A 14,083-nucleotide genomic window follows, 5' to 3' on the forward strand; every position below is an offset into this window, starting at 1 on the left:
GCTTGTCCACAACCCTTTCAACAGAAAATGTGGATAACCCGTTCAGTGCTGCACGCCCCAGCGGCGCACGGTCAGCCGCTCAAGCGTATCGAATACGAGATGCTCGACAAGCAGTCCGATCACGATGACGGCCACGAGTCCCGCGAATACACGGTCGGTATACAGCTCGTTACGGTTCTGGAAGATGTACCAGCCGAGGCCGCCCTGCCCCGCGCTCGCGCCGAACACCAGTTCAGCCGCAATCAGCGTGCGCCACGCGAAAGCCCAGCCTACCCGCAGCCCCGCGACGATCGCCGGCAGCGCGGCCGGTACGAGAATCAGCATGACCTGGCGCAGCCCGCGCAAACCGTAATTGCGCCCAGTCATCCTGAGCGTTTCAGGCACGCCGAGAAAGCCCGTGTAAATGCTGAGCGCGAGCGGCCACAGCACGGCGTGCACCAGCACGAAAAGGATGCTTCCCGTCCCGAGGCCGAACCACAGCAGCGCGATCGGCAACAGCGCAATGGAAGGAAGCGGGTTGAACATCGCCGTCAGCATCGACAACAGGTCACGTCCAATACGCGTCGATACGGCCAGTGACGTCAGCGCAAACGCAAGCAACGCACCGATCGCATAACCGCGCAGCAGCACCGACAGCGAGATCGCCGTCTTCATCAACAGCTCACCTGATGCGACGCCTTGCACGAACGCCTTCGCTGTTGCGCCGAAAGTCGGCAGCAACAGGTCGTTATCGATGGCGCGCGCGGTGATTTCCCACGCAGCGATCAACACCAGCGCAATCAGCACGCGCCGGAACCACGCGGCATCCCAGATGCGCTGAATCGGCGGCAATGGTGCCGCTTCACTGAGCACCCCAGGCGCTTCGAGAGGCCGCTCGTATTCGAGACGTACGGGCGGAACGAAACCGGACGGGATAGGCGTACTCATGCGTGACGCTCCCGTTGCGCGGGCAGATCGGTATCGAACAGCAGACGATGAATACGGGCGACGCTTCGCTGGAAATCCTGTTGCCCGTTGCCACCGCCGAAGTCGCGCAGCGAAAACTGATGACTGTTCAACTCGGCACGAACGCGGCCCGGATGCGGCGACAGCAGCAGAATGCGATTGCCGACCACCAGCGCTTCCTCGATCGAATGCGTGACGAACAGCAGCGTGAAGCGCGAGTCCTCCCACAGTTGCAGCAGTTCTTCCTGCATCTTGCGGCGCGTGAGCGCGTCGAGCGCGGCGAAGGGCTCGTCCATCAGCAGCACGCGCGGCTGCATTGACAGCGCGCGGGCAATCGCAACACGCTGCTTCATGCCGCCTGACAGCGTGTGCGGATAAGCCTCGGCAAAACCGGCAAGGCCGACCTTGTCGAGATAGTGCAACGCGCGTTCTTTTGCTTCGGCTCGAGAGCATCCGCGTGCGACCCGCAATGGGAACGCCACGTTCTCCACGACTTTTTTCCACGGCGCCAGCTGGTCGAACTCCTGAAACACGACGACGCGATCCGCGCCCGGCCCCCTGACCCGTTCGCCGTCGATGGTGATGGTCCCGGACACCGGCTCGATAAATCCCGCGATGGCTTTGAGCAAGGTCGATTTGCCGCAACCCGATGGACCCAGCAGCACGAAGCGGTCTGCGCCGTATACATCGAAGCTGACGTCGTGCGTCGCACGCACGACGCGATCGCGCGTGCGGTATGCGAGGCTCACACGATCGACTGCTAGCAGACGCTCGCTCAGCGCGACACCTTCACGATCGGCGACGCCTGATGTGTTCAACGAAGCAGGCGGCGTGGAAGCAGTGCGCTGCGATGTGCCGGTCGCGCCCCAGGTTTCAGTCGTGGTTGCATTCACGATGGCAAATCCAGCAGATAAAAACGACAACATAAGGGCAAGCCCGAACATCACCAACCAACGAATCCGCATATTGAAAGCAAGCGTCCGCATAAGCATCGCTAGCGACGCTCATGCGGCATTGGACAAATCAGCTTCCGCTCGCTGTCGCGGGATCGTCGAAGAAGTAGTCGCGCCAGGACTTCGGCTCGTTGCGGATCGCGCCGACGCGATACATGAACTGCGCGAGGCCCAGCGTGTTCTGCGGCGCGATCTTGAACTGGACCTGCGGATCGTGCAGTATCCTCAGCAGCAGCGCGCGATCGATCTTCGAATCGTTGACGCGAATGTAGATATCGGCGGCCAATTCGGGGTTCGTCGAGATCAGCTTCGCTGCCTGCGCAAGCGCGGCGACGAACGCGTGATACGTCTTCGGATTTTCCGTGCGGTATTTCTCGGTCGCATAGAGCACCGTCGCCGAACTCGGGCCGCCGAGCACGTCATACGAGTTCAGCACGATATGCGCCTTCGGATTCTGCGCGAGTTCCTGCTGCTGGAACGGCGGATTGCCGAAGTGACCGGTGATCACGGTGCTGTTGGCGATGATCGCCGCTGTCGCATCGGGATGGGGAATCGCCTGTGTGAAGCCGTCGAGCCGGTCGAACGCCTTGTCGCCCCACTGCTTCGCGGCGGCGTACTGCAACACCCGCGACTGCACCGACACGCCGACAGCGGGAACCGCAATGCGATCCTTGCTGGTGAAGTCGGCGATCCTCTTCACGTTCGGATTGTTGCTGACGAGGTAATACGGAAGATTGCCCAGCGATGCAACGGCCTTCACGTTCTGCCGCCCATGCGTGCGGTCCCAAACCGTCAGCAGCGGACCGACGCCTGCGCCGGCAATATCGATCGATCCCGACAGCAATGCATCGTTCACAGCCGCGCCGCCCGACAGGCGCATCCAGTCAACTTTGATGTCGATGCCTTCGCGCCGTCCTTCCTGTTCGATCAGATGCTGGTCGCGCGCGACATTGAGCAGCAGATACACGACGCCGAACTGCTCGGCGATGCGAATCTGCCCTTCGGCGTGCGCAATTCCTGGTGACGCCAATGCGCTCACGCCGACGATAGTGGTCAAGGCTGTGGCCGCGATCCGGCGCGCAGGCCGCACGAGCGCGGACAACGCCGCGCGAGAAGCATGCAACATGAAATCCCCCGTAGTGGTTCTAAAGCCGCGCGAGCGATGACTCAGAACGGCGTATCGCCTTCGATGGTGGTGCGATAGAGTTTGCGACGCAGATTGTCGGGCGTGCCTGCCGCCAGATGCATCAGCGACCGGTTGTCCCAGAACACCAGATCGTGCGGCTGCCAGCGATGTCGATATTGATGCACGGGAAGCACGCTATGCGCGAACAGTTCGTCGAGCAGCGCGCGGCTCTCGTCTTCAGGCAGACCGACAATGCGCGTCGTGAAATGCTCGCTGACGAACAACGCCTTGCGGCCTGTTTCCGGATGCGTGCGGACGATGGGATGCTCGACAGGCTTGACCTGCGCGATCTGCTCCGCCGACAGGTTCGGACGCCACGGACTGCGCGCCTGCAACTCCGCATAACGCGCAAGATAGGTGTGTTCCGCGCGCCGCTCTTCGACGGCTTTGCGCAGAGGCGAAGGCAGCGTGTCCCACGCCAGATGCATGTTCGCAAACAGTGTATCGCCACCTTCGGACGGCAGTTCCTGCGCATGCAGCAGCGAACCGAGACTCGGCTTTTCCTTGTACGACAGATCGGAATGCCAGAAATGGCCAGCGTCGCCGAGCCCGATCGGCTTGCCGTTCTCGACGATGTTCGAGACGATCAGCACTTCCGGATTCCCTGTTAAAGCGAACTGATGCAGCACGTGAATCTGGAGCGGCTTGAAGCGGCGGCTGAATGCAACCTGCTGTTCCGGCGTGATGCGCTGATCGCGAAACACGAGCACATGATGATCGAGATGCGCGCGATGGATACGCGCAAAATCCGTGGAAGAAATCGGCTTGTCCAGAGCGAGACCCATCACTTCGGCGCCCAGCGGCGCCTCGAATGCGCGGATCTCGAAGGACTGTTGCGCCGGGTTATCGGTTTGACTGTCGTAAGGGGCGGATGCGCTGTTGCTCACAGGATGGCTCAAGCTCGTGGCTCAGGTTCAATCGAGACTCACAATGTACGGTCTGCCCTATCGGCGAGACAACGAAGCAAAGGCGATACGCTTATCTGCTGAAGTCATAAAGCCGATGTTCCCGCGACAGGCGCACCGAACGAGTCAGGTGTGAACCGTCGAACAGGTGACTGCGGGCGCGATATCGATATCAGACTTCCTTCGTTTGAGCCGCTTGCCTGCGTCAATAGAATGAGTCGTCCCTCCATCGCCTCGTCACTGCACGCACGACAAAACCATCTATGCCTCGCTCGATTCATCTCAATCTGTTCATCCACGGCCGCGGACATCATGAAGCGGGTTGGCGTCATCCCGGCGCGACGCGCAAGGCGCTGACCGATATCACCTATTTCGCCGATCTAGCAAAGCGCGCCGAAGCGGGCCGCTTCGATTCGATCTTCTTCGCCGACGCACTCGAACTCGGCGAAGGCGCGCGCCATGTCGCAAGCGGCGCACTCGAACCGCTCACGACGCTGGCTGCGCTCGCACGCGAAACGACACGCATCGGCCTGATCGCCACGGCATCGACGACCTATACCGAACCATTCAATCTGGCGCGCCAGTTCGCGTCGCTCGATCACATTTCGGGCGGACGCATCGGCTGGAACATCGTGACATCGTGGGTCGGCGGCGCCGGTCCGAACTTCGGCTATGAACGCGCGCCCGAGCATGCCGAACGTTACGCGCGCGCAGAGGACTTCGTCGGCGTCGTCAAGGCGCTGTGGGATAGCTGGGCCGACGATGCAATCATCGACGACGTCGACACCGGGCGCTTTCTCGATCGCGAGCGTGTGCGGCGCATCGACTGGAAAGGCAGCTTTTATCGCGTGGCCGGTCCCCTCAATCTGCCGCGCACGCCGCAAGGGAGGCCCTTACTCGTGCAGGCGGGATCGTCGGCGACGGGCAAGGCGTTCGCTGCCCGCCACGCCGAAGCGGTTTTCACCGCGCATCTGACGAAGGCTTCGGCGGCGGACTTCTACGCCGAACTCAAGCAGGCGGCAATCGCAGCCGGACGCGGCGCCGACGAAATCGTGATTCTTCCCGGTCTGAGCGCCGCAATCGGTTCAACCGATGCCGAAGGCCAGGCATTGCTCGAAGAACTCAACGCACTGACCGATATCGAAGTCGGCCTGGGCCGGTTGTCGAACCGCTTCGGCGGACACGACTTCTCCGCGCTGCCGCTCGATCAACCGCTCTCGCGCGACGACTTCCCCGACCCTTCGACGGTGCAGGCCGCGCAAAGCCGTGCCGCCGTGATTACCGATCTCGTCGCGCGCGAACGACCGACGCTGCGTGGACTGCTGCGTCAGCTTGCCGGCGCGCGCGGTCATTTCACGCTGGCAGGCTCGCCCGAGCGCGTCGCCGATGTGATCGAAGACTGGATCGAAAGCCGTGCGGCGGACGGCTTCAACGTGATGCCGCCCGTCCTGCCGGCACAACTTGATGTTTTCGCCGACCACGTCGTGCCGATCCTGCAAAAGCGCGGACTGTTCCGACGTGAATACGAAGCCGACACGCTGCGCGGCCACTACGGGCTCAACCGTCCCGCCAACCCGTATTTTCCGAACTGATTCCGCCATCATGCAATCACTCTGCCGCTTGGGGCGAGCGCTCGTTGTGCTCGTCTTCTGCCTTGGTTTTCAGACATGGGCTCATGCCGACAGCACGTGGCCCGCAACGATCAATATCGGCATCCAGAAGGGCGATCCGCTCGTTGCGTTGCGTGCATCCGGCGAACTGGAAAAAGCCTTTGCGCCGCACCGCGTCACCGTCAAATGGAAAGAATTCGTGTATGGCGCGCCGCTCGTCGAAGCGATCAATACGGGTGACGTCGACGTAGGTGCGGTAGGCTCGACGCCGCCAATTCTCGCGCAGGCGGGCGCAGCGCCCGGTGTCGCGTACGTGGCATTCGCGCCGCGTCTGCAAAAGAGCTACGGCCTGATCGTGCCCGCCAGTTCGCCGATCCGGCGCATCGAAGCTCTGAAGGGCAAGAAGGTCGCCTTCGCGAAGGGCTCGCAAGGACATCTGTTCGTGCTGAAGGCACTCGCCGACGCGGGCATACCGGCGTCAGCGGTGCAGTTCGTCTATCTGAACTACAGCGACGCGCGCGCCGCGTTCGAGCGCGGCTTCATCGATGCGTGGGCCGTGCCCGACCCGCGCTACGCCGATACCGAACTCACGACAGGCGCGCGCACGATCCTCTCTATCGGCCAGCTATCGGTGCCGCAATACGGCTTCTATATCGGTACGCGCGAATTCGCACAGCGTTACCCTGCCGCGTTGCGGCTGCTCTTCGACGTGCTCGATCGTCAGACCGCGCTTGAACTCGCGCATCCCGCTCAAACGGCGCAGTTTCTGTCGCAGAACACGGGTGTGCGGCTCGACATCTGGTCGCGTGCGCTGCCGCGGCTCGAATGGGGCGTGCATTATCCGCTCACAGACGAAGTCATCAAGGCCCAGCAGGACTCCGCCGATCTGGCTTACCGCGAGCGCGTCATTCCGCGCAAGATCGATGTGCGTGAAGCTATCGTCGATATCCGGTAAACCTCAGGCGTTCTGTAAAAGCATTGGTGCACATATCCATAGCTCGAATGCTTTCTTGTCCTGATGAGTGACGTCGTCAAGAAGGGACGCTGCTGTCGGCGCATCTGGGTCTGCCGCGTCCCGGTCTGCATCCCTTGGCTAGCCGCAAGCCCTGAGGCCGCGCAGGCATCCGCAAATGACATATGCGCAGGAGAGAAATAACGCGGCGCCTGACATAAGCAGAAAGTGAGGTAACCCGTCCGCGTCAATCCGAGGAGGGATTATGCGTAACCTCCTATGGCCTGCTTTTCTCGCCTGCCTGGGAAGCATTGGGACGGCGTTCGCAGCCCCGTCGATCGGCCAGCAGTCGCAGACAGGGTGCGCCAGCGCAGCAGCGTCGCCTCGTGCATCGCAGATCGAATTTGCGGGCGCGACGCAGGCGCTCGCCGCGGCCGGAACAGACGCCCGATTTGTCGTGGGGGCATCCGACCCGACGGGACTCGTGGTCAACGTGTGCCCGGTCGATCCAACGTGGTCAACTCCCGAAGGATCTCCAACGCGGCAAGGCTTGATCTCCTAGGTTGGCAGCGGCGTCCTGAACGTTGGCACCGCTTCAACCAGCATCGCAGTACGCCCGAAGTGATCTGCGGTTTCGATCACTGGCCGTCAGCGAGACGATGATGGACAGTGGCGGTGAGGTCCTATCGGCATACCCGTTCCCAATGATGGTGATGCCAATACCGGTGACAATGGTGCCAACGGTGGCCGTAGTCGGCAAGCGCTGGCGCCGCTACCGCCAGGCTGCTCATGGCAATCAGAACACTTATGGCAATTTTTTTCATGGCCTCGGCTCCTTGGAAACTGCGTGTTTTTCAACGAGCAAATGCCATACCTGGCGGCGGGTCAGACCGCCCTTTTTTCAAAAACGTAGCGCGGGCCTTCTGCCCTTGAAGGCCCGGCATGAAACGGCACAAATTGGCAGACCCGCGGCTCATCCCTGCTGTCGCATCCTGCTCCAACGACGTCGCGCCGACGATGGTGTTCCGACACCGCTTGCCTTGCATTGCGCGGGAAGAGCAACAGCAGAACCCCTGGATTCGTGCCACTCGATCTACTCGGGCTTGCTTGGCCATCAGATCCGACTTCTGCTCCGGCGTCAAGGCAACCGTCGAACTGCCGCCAGGCGACGGCACGCCGCCGAGGAGCCGGCAACTGGCGTCTTGCGCAACGCTCAGTGCCGCGATGCGATCACGTTTGCCTGTCTTTTTGCTTTGCCCGCTCTACTGGCTCTCACCGGGCCGACACAGAGAAAGCAGTCTAAGCATACTGCCTGCTATCTCCGTGACGCCACGGTAGTGGTGCGAAAAATTTTTGTGCGGCTACCGGCTGTCCAGATAGTCCGCCTATTCTCTTGTCGTTCCAGGCAGCATTCCCCTTGTAAAGAAGGCGTTCATCACGAAACCGATACACCTAACAAATGCCCAATGCCGAATGTGAACGCAGCAGCCACGAGACCGATGACGACCTGACGACCGGCGGAAAACATCGCGCTTCTACCGTTGAACAAGGACGTGAACATTCCGATGGCTGCCAGGGCGAACACGCTGAAGGCGATGCATTGGAGTACCGCGACCCAGCCAGCCGACCATAGGAATGGCATCGCTGGAAATATGGCCCCGGCCGCAAACAGGAAAAACGAAAATCCCGCCGCAGTCCAAGGATTGCCACCGAGCTCCGCCGGGTCCAACCCGAGCTCCTCACGCGTAAGCGCGTCCAGTGCCTTGTCCTTGTCGCGCATCATCTGTGCTGCCACCCGCTTCGCCTCGTCGGCCGCCAGGCCTTTGGCGCGGTAAATGAGCCTCAGTTCGTGCTCCTCCGCGTCGGGGGTATGTTCAAGTTCGTCGGCTTCCAGGGCGATCTGCGTTCTCGCAAGTTCGCGCGCATTGGTGACGGACAGCCATTCACCAAGTGCCATCGAACAAGCGCCCGCGATTAGTCCCGCCAGTGCTGTGAGCAGAACCGCCTTGTTGCCTGTACCTGCGCCCGTTACGCCCATGATCAAACAGAAGTTCGATACCAGTCCGTCATTGGCACCCAGCACGGCAGCGCGAAGGTCGTTGCCGGATGAGACACCCCGATGCCAGGACTCGGCCTCGGCAATCTCGTTCCCCTGGGCCGGTTCCGGCTTGTCCTCGTTCACCATGCCCTGCACCAGGCTCGCGTGCTGCCGTTCCTCTGCGGACATTGTGGCGGTCTCCGGGTTGCCCGCGTACTTGTTCCGGTCTGCGAATTCGGCGGCTGCAAGCGTCGGCAGCACAAATCGCGGACCAAAGATACGGACTACGCCTTTCATGATGAAAGTCTTGACACTCTGCCTGTCCCGGACGCGCTGTCCGTTCGCTTTCAGCTTGTCAGCCCATACCTTTGCATGCGTCCATTCCGCTGCAGCGAGCTCGCTGAAGACCTGCTTCCGGTCAATGTCCTTTTCAACGTGCGCGAGCGTTTCATAGATCGCCGCGCTATGTCGCTCGTCGGCAAGATGCGCACGGTAACGCTGGAGCTCCTTTCTGGATGCCATGATGTGGTCCCATAGGTTCTCGGTAACGAGTGTGCTGGTTCTTAACCGGTCCAGTACACGAGCTATCTATTGCGACGTTTAGAGGTGTCATCGGCTTCTTCCTCGTCTCACTGGAACCCAGCGCGGAAGCATCGTGATTAGGACGTCGTCTTTGAGAACAATGTGATGGTAAAGAGCAGCGAGTGAGTGAAATCCGGCAATCCAGATGATCGTGTCGCCGAGCCACTTGTGGACCACAGCAAACGCTGCGCCCACCTCATGTGAAGTGCCAGACAAGGGTGAAATATCCGCTCCGGCGATGAGTGTCAACGGATGTCCTTCGAGCCGTTCGGCGGCCATGAGCCCGTGAATGAAGGCGGTCAACGCGCGCGTTGACCGCCGTGCGAATCTCGATGCGCAAGGCAGGCCCATTCGGATGCGGTCAAGCGGAGCACCATATCGCGCGGCGCGAGAGAAATTGGTATTGGCCTCCCTCGCTGAGTACCCGCCAGCGGACCACGCTCAGTGTCTGATAACGCAGACGGCCACGATTTCGTATCCGGGGTCGGCGTTCTCGTTTGCCGCTTTTTCCGCTTCCTCATACGAAAGAAAGGACGTGGCATTTTCGATCGCCGATGCCATGCCGATGTCGCCGTCCTCGGCGGTGCAGAGGAACTGTTCACCGGTCTTCACCACGTAGACGGACATCATGTCATCCTCCATGGTTTGCATGGGTAACTTCCAGTCTAGCAGGCGCAAAGGGTTGCGGGCAGTTCGCTGAGTCCTTTCCGTAATGCCTTCCCGAAGCCACTCCCGCCTCGATTGTCCGTGCGTCATTCGCGATTCAGTACGCAACCCGGCAGTTAAATTTCGCAAATCCAGTTCCGGACGATTCAGCATCCCCTTATCGCAATTACGTTAAAGGCGCTGCGTCGCGCGCCAAAGGGAAAGCTCAGCGACAGGCGGTTGACGGATCCGCTCCTACCGTTCAGATAAGCGCGTCGGCCCGAGATGTCACTTTCGATTGTCGAGCACGCTAGGCTCGTCGTTTTATCCCTCGTCCTGCAGCGCAGCACGCCCCGTTTCAAGATACGCGGACATCTCTGAATCGGGCACCATACCGCCGCCCGTCGCCCAGATGACGTGTGTGGCGTTGCGCATCGCGACAGCGTCGAGCGTCATGCGCGCGCGATAACCTTGTGTCTCGCTCAACACTCGCGCGAAGCCCGGCGCGCCCGCCAACGCTGAAGGCTCCAGCCGAACGCCCTGCGTATCCGCCATCAGCGCGAGCAGCGCATACAGTTCGCGATCTTCCACCGTAAAGTAGCCGTCGATCATGCGCTGCATCGCACGGCCGACGAAACCCGACGGACGGCCGACGGCAAGGCCATCGGCCGCAGTCACGTTGTCGATCCCGAAGTCCTGTACCGCAAGCTTCTCGTGCAAGCCGGTCAGCACCCCCATCAACATGCACGGCGAATGCGTCGGCTCCGCGAAAATGCAATGCACCGCATCGCCGAATGCGAGCTTCAATCCGAACGCCACGCCGCCCGGGCCGCCGCCCACGCCGCACGGCAGATACACGAAGAGTGGATGCCCGGCATCGACGCGCACATTCGCCGCATCGAGCTGACATTTGAGGCGCTCGCCCGCGACCGCGTAGCCGAGGAACAGCGTCGTCGAATTTTCGTCGTCGACGAAGTGGCACATCGGATCTTCCGACGCGCGACGCCGGCCGCTTTCGATCGCTTCGCCGTAGTCGCCCGCGTATTCGACGACCGTCACGCCGTGCGCACGCAGACGGTCCTTCTTCCACTGACGCGCATCGGCCGACATATGCACGGTCGTCGTAAAGCCGAGCGTCGCGCTCGCCATGCCGATCGACATGCCCAGATTACCCGTCGATCCCACCGCGATGCTGTGCTTGCGAAAGAGCGCGCGGCACGCATCGCCGGCGAGCACGCGGTAATCGTCGCCTTCCTTGAGCAGGCCGTGACGCAGCGCGAGTTGTTCCGCCTGGAAAAGCACCTCGTAGATGCCGCCGCGCGCCTTGATCGAACCGGAAATCGGCAGATGACTGTCTTGCTTGAGCAGCAGACGCGCGGGCGCATCGACGCCGTAGCGCCTGCTCGCGGCGTGGGCGAATGCGGGCACGGCCGTCAACGGCGATTCGATGATGCCTGCCGCGTCGCGGACGTCGTCGAAGACTTGCGCGAGCAGCGGCGCAAAGCGTTGCAGACGCGCGCTCGCATCGGCGATATGCGATGCGTCGAGTGGGATGTCGTCGAGGGCGACGGAAAGCGGCGCCACGGCCGGATTGAACCACTCGACGGGTTGGAGCGCCATGAGCGGACGCAGGAGCGGATAGTCGCGCAGCCACGCATCGAGTGGCTTGTCGTAGATGGAATCGATCATGTTCGGGTCAGACGGCGGAAGAAGATGAATTTGAAGACGCCACGGCATCCAGCACGGGCGGATGCGTGACGATGGATTTCAGCTCGACATCCGATGCGCGCAGCCTGGCGGCATCCGGAACCGGCCGGCGCGTTTCGTCGGAGGACGCGAAAAGCGTTTCGAAGGCGCGCGCCGCGTCGAGCAATGCAAGATCGCCGCGAAAAGCGCCGATCATCTGAAGACCGAATGGCATGCCGCGATGATCGACACCGCATGGCAAGGACAACGCCGGATTCGTCGCGAGCGTCACGACGTAGGTCAGCGACAGCCAGCGATAGTAGTTCTCCAGTGCGACGCCGTTCACCGACTTCAGATACGGCTGTGTCCACGGAAACGGCGACACGGGCGTCGTCGGCGACAGAATGACGTCGTAGCGATCGAACAGCATCTGGAAGCGCCGGAACAGGCGCGTCTGATCGGCGTGCGCGCGCACGCAATCCGACAGTCCCATGCCGATGCCCATTTCGTAGTTCGCTCGCGGATTCGGCCCGAGCGAATCGGGATCAGTTTCGTAGGCCTTTTGCAGGCCCGCGACGAAGGCCTCCGCGCGCAACACGTCGAAACAGCGATGCGCGCCGTCGAAATCGACCTCGACCGGTTCGCACACCGCGACGTGCGAGCGCAGGCAGTCAATCTTGCGGCGGAACACGGCGCGGATGGCGTCATCGACTTCGCAGACGCCGAAATCCTCCGTATATCCGATGCGCAGCTTCGACAAGTCGGTGAGCGCGCGGCCGTCCATTGTCGGGTTCATCGCGAACGGATAACCAAGCGGATCGCTGTCGGACTGGCCCACCGTCGCCGCGAGTTGCAGCCAGGTGTCCTCCACGTTGCGTCCCATGGGTCCGACGACCGCGATCGGTGTCCAGCCGAGCGGCTTGCGATCGCTCGGCACGAGGCCGGGCGAGGTGCGCAAGCCGACCACACCGCACTTCGCCGCCGGTATGCGCAGCGAACCTCCGGTGTCGGAACCGCTCGCGAGCGGCACCATGTCGAGCGCGAGCGCGGCGGCCGAGCCGCCCGACGAACCGCCCGCGTTCAGGCGCGGATCGAACGGATTGCCCGTCGCGCCCCACACGGGATTGAAGCTGTTCGCGCCCGCGCCCATTTCGGGCACGTTCGTCTTGCCGACGACGATTGCGCCCGCCGCGCGCAGACGGCGCACGAGCGTGTTGTCGCGCGCGGGCACGTTCGCGCGATAGAGCGGCGAACCGTAGGTCGTCAGCAAGCCCTCGGTCTCCTCGAGATCCTTGATGCCGATGGGCAGGCCGTGGAGCATGCCGACGGCCTCGCCGCGCGCGAGTGCCGCGTCGGCCGCGCACGCCTCGATGCGCGCGCGCTCGAAGCTGGTCGCGGTAATGGCGTTGACATACCGATTGAGCGTTTCGATGCGCGCGATGCACGCGTCGAGCAATTCGACGGCGGAGATTTCGCGCGCCAGCAAGAGCGCGCGCAGCGCAACGGCGCTATGACGCGTGAGTTCGTGACGGTCGTTCATCGAGCGGTCCTGTTAGCGATGACAGAAAGAGTGCGCTCAATGTAGACGACGTATAAATCACCGGCCAGTGATGTTTATCGAAGGGTGGCTTCACTTTTGGACAACGCATCGCTCAGCCGCGCGATGAACGCTTGCAGCAGCGGCGGCATTTCGCGTCGCGCGAGCGTTTGTATCTCGATGGCGCGTTCGCTCGTCGCGAGTTCCGGCACGGGCAGCGCGACGAGTTCGCCCGCTTCGAGACGCGGACGCACGAAGAGTTCGCCGCTGAAGGTGACGGCATCGCTTTCGATGGTGAAGCCGAGCAGCGTTTCGAGCGTCGCGCTCGCAAGCACGCTCTTGCACGCGACGCCTTCGCGGCTGCAATAGATATCGATGAGCTTGTGCAGCGTCGAATGAACGCCGGGCAATGCGAGCGGATACGCAAGCAAGTCGCGAAACGAAACCTGCGCCGACTGTGCGAGCGGATGCGATGCCGCGACGATCGCAAAAACCGGCGAAGGCGCGGAAAACATCACATGGATGTCTTTTGCCGGACCGAAGCTGAAGGTGAGGCCCACATCGGCTTCGGCTTCGCGCACGCGCTGCGTGACGCCCGCGGCGGTATCGACGACAACCTCGAACGATGCGGGCGCGACGCTGCGACGGAAGTCCGCCATCGCGCGCGGCAGAAACGCGGCCGCAAAACCCTCCGTGCAGGCGATACGGATGGTGCGCTCGGCTTCGCCGCGCAGCGCATCGATTTCGAGTGATATCTGTTCGGCGTCGAGTTGCGAGCGCCGGGCGTAGGCGGCAAGCATTTCGCCGGCCTTGCTCGGCACCATGCCGCGCGACTGCCGCACGAAGAGCGGCGTGCCGAGTTCGGCTTCGAGCCGCGTGATCTGCCGGCTGACAGCGGACGGCACGACGCTCAGCCGTGTCGCCGCATCGGCGATGGAACCGGTGTTGACGACTTCGAGGAAGTAACGGACGGCGGCTTCCTGAAGGATGCGGGCGCTCATGATGGATCGATGTGATGATGCGGAACTTCGCATCATAGCGCCC

Annotated in this window: 11 protein-coding genes; 2 read left to right on the forward strand and 9 right to left on the reverse strand. The window is 62.1% G+C overall.

Features of this window, described 5'->3' with window-relative positions:
* Positions 1-42: 42 nt before the first annotated feature.
* The 4 genes from VOM14_RS27420 to VOM14_RS27435 all read right to left on the reverse strand — a co-directional run bounded on the left by VOM14_RS27420 (position 43) and on the right by VOM14_RS27435 (position 3,971).
* Entirely contained in the window at positions 43-927 is an 885-nt protein-coding gene (locus tag VOM14_RS27420; protein WP_327631872.1) for an ABC transporter permease, read from the reverse strand.
* A complete protein-coding gene (locus tag VOM14_RS27425) occupies positions 924-1,763 on the reverse strand; it encodes an ABC transporter ATP-binding protein (RefSeq protein WP_327631935.1) in 840 nt (279 codons plus the stop codon). The genes VOM14_RS27420 and VOM14_RS27425 overlap by 4 nt, the downstream gene beginning before the upstream one ends.
* Before the next feature lie 205 nt (positions 1,764-1,968).
* Positions 1,969-3,024, reverse strand: coding sequence for an ABC transporter substrate-binding protein (locus VOM14_RS27430; protein ID WP_327631873.1), 1,056 nt, complete (start codon positions 3,022-3,024; stop codon positions 1,969-1,971).
* 41 nt (positions 3,025-3,065) lie between these two features.
* A complete protein-coding gene (locus VOM14_RS27435; RefSeq protein ID WP_327631874.1) occupies positions 3,066-3,971 on the reverse strand; it encodes a TauD/TfdA dioxygenase family protein in 906 nt (301 codons plus the stop codon).
* 281 nt (positions 3,972-4,252) lie between these two features.
* On the opposite strand from VOM14_RS27435, the gene VOM14_RS27440 reads away from it, so the two are divergent.
* Positions 4,253-5,581, forward strand: coding sequence for an LLM class flavin-dependent oxidoreductase (locus VOM14_RS27440; RefSeq protein WP_327631875.1), 1,329 nt, complete (start codon positions 4,253-4,255; stop codon positions 5,579-5,581).
* A gap of 10 nt (positions 5,582-5,591) precedes the next feature.
* Entirely contained in the window at positions 5,592-6,554 is a 963-nt protein-coding gene (locus VOM14_RS27445) for an aliphatic sulfonate ABC transporter substrate-binding protein (RefSeq protein ID WP_327631876.1), read from the forward strand.
* A 1,432-nt stretch (positions 6,555-7,986) separates the two neighbouring features.
* Here VOM14_RS27445 and VOM14_RS27450 read toward each other — a convergent pair.
* From VOM14_RS27450 to VOM14_RS27470, 5 genes are all read right to left on the reverse strand, one after another.
* Positions 7,987-9,111, reverse strand: coding sequence for a VIT1/CCC1 transporter family protein (locus tag VOM14_RS27450; RefSeq protein ID WP_327631877.1), 1,125 nt, complete (start codon positions 9,109-9,111; stop codon positions 7,987-7,989).
* Between the two features lie 501 nt (positions 9,112-9,612).
* Positions 9,613-9,801, reverse strand: coding sequence for a hypothetical protein (locus VOM14_RS27455; RefSeq protein ID WP_327631937.1), 189 nt, complete (start codon positions 9,799-9,801; stop codon positions 9,613-9,615).
* Positions 9,802-10,140: 339 nt separating this feature from the next.
* Positions 10,141-11,505 (reverse strand): D-serine ammonia-lyase, encoded by a 1,365-nt coding sequence (gene dsdA, locus VOM14_RS27460; protein WP_327631878.1) that lies wholly within the window; start codon positions 11,503-11,505, stop codon positions 10,141-10,143.
* 7 nt (positions 11,506-11,512) lie between these two features.
* Complete coding sequence (locus VOM14_RS27465) at positions 11,513-13,042, reverse strand: amidase (RefSeq protein ID WP_327631879.1); 1,530 nt, start codon at positions 13,040-13,042, stop codon at positions 11,513-11,515.
* A gap of 74 nt (positions 13,043-13,116) precedes the next feature.
* Positions 13,117-14,040 (reverse strand): LysR family transcriptional regulator, encoded by a 924-nt coding sequence (locus tag VOM14_RS27470; protein ID WP_327631880.1) that lies wholly within the window; start codon positions 14,038-14,040, stop codon positions 13,117-13,119.
* Positions 14,041-14,083 lie beyond the last annotated feature (43 nt).

Source organism: Paraburkholderia sp. MPAMCS5 (genome assembly GCF_036016995.1).
Taxonomy (GTDB): domain Bacteria; phylum Pseudomonadota; class Gammaproteobacteria; order Burkholderiales; family Burkholderiaceae; genus Paraburkholderia.

What these genes read in the sequence shown, in the direction of transcription:
- VOM14_RS27420 (WP_327631872.1), bottom strand. Translation starts at nt 927, where the DNA reads ATGAGTACGCCTATCCCGTCCGGTTTCGTTCCGCCCGTACGTCTCGAA.
- VOM14_RS27430 (WP_327631873.1), bottom strand. Translation starts at nt 3,024, where the DNA reads ATGTTGCATGCTTCTCGCGCGGCGTTGTCCGCGCTCGTGCGGCCTGCG.
- VOM14_RS27440 (WP_327631875.1), top strand. Translation starts at nt 4,253, where the DNA reads ATGCCTCGCTCGATTCATCTCAATCTGTTCATCCACGGCCGCGGACAT.
- VOM14_RS27445 (WP_327631876.1), top strand. Translation starts at nt 5,592, where the DNA reads ATGCAATCACTCTGCCGCTTGGGGCGAGCGCTCGTTGTGCTCGTCTTC.
- VOM14_RS27450 (WP_327631877.1), bottom strand. Translation starts at nt 9,111, where the DNA reads ATGGCATCCAGAAAGGAGCTCCAGCGTTACCGTGCGCATCTTGCCGAC.
- VOM14_RS27455 (WP_327631937.1), bottom strand. Translation starts at nt 9,801, where the DNA reads ATGATGTCCGTCTACGTGGTGAAGACCGGTGAACAGTTCCTCTGCACC.
- dsdA (WP_327631878.1), bottom strand. Translation starts at nt 11,505, where the DNA reads ATGATCGATTCCATCTACGACAAGCCACTCGATGCGTGGCTGCGCGAC.
- VOM14_RS27465 (WP_327631879.1), bottom strand. Translation starts at nt 13,042, where the DNA reads ATGAACGACCGTCACGAACTCACGCGTCATAGCGCCGTTGCGCTGCGC.
- VOM14_RS27470 (WP_327631880.1), bottom strand. Translation starts at nt 14,040, where the DNA reads ATGAGCGCCCGCATCCTTCAGGAAGCCGCCGTCCGTTACTTCCTCGAA.